The sequence below is a fragment of the Novosphingobium sp. ST904 genome (assembly GCF_001298105.1).
GTDB lineage: Bacteria > Pseudomonadota > Alphaproteobacteria > Sphingomonadales > Sphingomonadaceae > Novosphingobium.
Window position 1 is genome coordinate 1 of record NZ_LGJH01000044.1, and the last position, 2,050, is coordinate 2,050.

General features: G+C 60.7%; 1 protein-coding gene and 1 pseudogene. Both read right to left on the reverse strand.

The window, feature by feature from the left end:
* Positions 1-115 precede the first annotated feature (115 nt).
* Positions 116-331: pseudogene (locus ADT71_RS00315) on the reverse strand (ATP-binding protein); the annotation flags it as partial.
* Entirely contained in the window at positions 321-1,841 is a 1,521-nt protein-coding gene (gene istA / locus ADT71_RS00320; protein WP_054434115.1) for an IS21 family transposase, read from the reverse strand. The pseudogene ADT71_RS00315 and the gene istA, both read right to left, overlap by 11 nt.
* Positions 1,842-2,050 lie beyond the last annotated feature (209 nt).

Below are 2,050 nucleotides of genomic sequence, written 5' to 3' on the forward strand. Positions count from 1 at the left end.
CGCTCCCTTATCGGAGCGGAACGTCGTTCCTCGCATGGGCGATCGTCAACAACAACCAGCCCGTTCCCGACGTGTTCTCCAAGATGACCAAAATCGCAGCTTCGGGCCGACTGGGCCAAGCTGGGAAGCGGGCCGCCTTGATCTGATAAGATATGGACCTGACCTCCCGCTCGGCCATCTCGGCCTTCAGCAGCTGCGACAGCATTGGCACGGAAGCGTCGAAGGCCGGCGCGCCCTGTTCGATCAGGTCGCCGGCGGCCTGGGCCATGCCAAACATCTTGAGGCCGCGCAGCATGACAACGACCGCGGCGCTGGCAGGGTCATGACGCATGGCGAATCTCCCTGAGTGTATCGTAGCGATCGACATTGGCCCTGGGCTCCTGCGTCAGGCGCAAGGCCTGAGGCGCATCAATCGGCGCTGCCGGCGGCGCCTTGCCGTCAATAAGGCGATGCAGCACGTTGAGAACGTGGGTCTTGGTGGCGACGCCTGCTTCCAGAGCCAACTCGACTGCATGCAAGACGGCCTGCTCGTCGTGATGCAGAACGAGAGACAGGATCTCGACCATCTCCCTGTCGCCACCTGGGCGCTTAAGGAGATGGCCCTGTAATTGCCGGAAGGCTTCGGGCATCTCGAGGAAGGGGGCACCATTACGCAAAGCGCCGGGCTTGCGTTGGACCACCGCCAGATAATGCCGCCAGTCATAGATTGTGCGTCCCGGCTTGTGATGGGAGCGGTCGATGAGCCGGGCATGTTCGCACACGATCTGGCCTTCGGCAGCAATGACCAGGCGATCCGGATAGACCCGGAGGCTGACCGGCCGGTTCGCGAAGGATGCCGGAACGGAATAGCGGTTGCGGTCGAAGGCGATGAGGCAGGTTGGCGACACGCGCTTGGTCTGCTCGACAAAACCATCGAAGGGCCTGCCCAGCGGCATCAGGCAGGACACTTCCTCAGCATGCGCATCGGCTACGGTGCCGGGCATGACACCATGTTGGATTTCGCCCCATTGGGCGATGCATCGCTCTTCCAGCCAGGCGTTCAGCTCGGCCAGGCCAGGGAAGCTGGGCATCGGTTGCCACAACCGGCGCCGCGCGTCCTGGACGTTCTTCTCGACCTGACCCTTCTCCCAGCCTGAGGCCGGATTGCAGAAATCGGTCTCAAACAGATAGTGGCTGGCCATGGCGGCAAACCTTGCGTTGACCTGCCGTGCCTTCCCGGTCCCGATCTTGTCGACAGCGGTCCTCATATTGTCAAAGATCCCGCGCTGGGGCACGCCGCCCAGCACCCGGAACGCCTGCGTAAGCGCGTCAAACAGCATCTCATGGGTCTGGAGCAGATAGGCTCGCACGATGAAGGCACGGCTATGTGCCAGCTTGGTATGGGCGACCTGCAGCTTCGTTGGCTTGCCGCCCAGCATGGCATAATCCTCGCTCCAGTCGAACTGGAACGCCTCGCCGGGCTGAAAGACCAAGGGTACGAATGTTCCACGCCCGCTGGTCTGCTGCTCATACTGCAGCTGGGTCCGCCATCGTCGGGCAAACGCCGCAACCCGGTTATAAGAACCGTCGTACCCCAGCTTCACCAGATCGGCGTACAACTGCTTGGCGGTCCGCTTCTGTTTGCGGGGTTTCTTGGATTCCACCCGCAGCCAAGCGGTCAGCTTCTCGGCAAAAGGGTCGAGTTTGCTCGGCCGAACCGGGACTTTGAAGCTGGGCTCAACAGCATCGGAACGCAGATATTTGCGGATGGTGTTGCGGGATAGGCCGGTCCGCCGCTTGATCTCCCGAATGGAGATCTCCTGCCGGAAATGCCACCGGCGGATCACACTGAGTAAGTCCATGTCGATCACTCCGAGACCCTCCGACTGGCAGCCGGAGGGGAGGAAAACATGGGTCAATTCTCAATGGTAATTTATAGGCGCCCCGGGTCACATCTCAGTGGCAATCAACATTAACATTAGCCCTATTTTCCTCGTTTTCAAGATTGTGACACCCAGCCCGAATGAGGGTGCCAGTTACTGTATCGCGACGTGTTTACGGATATCACGAT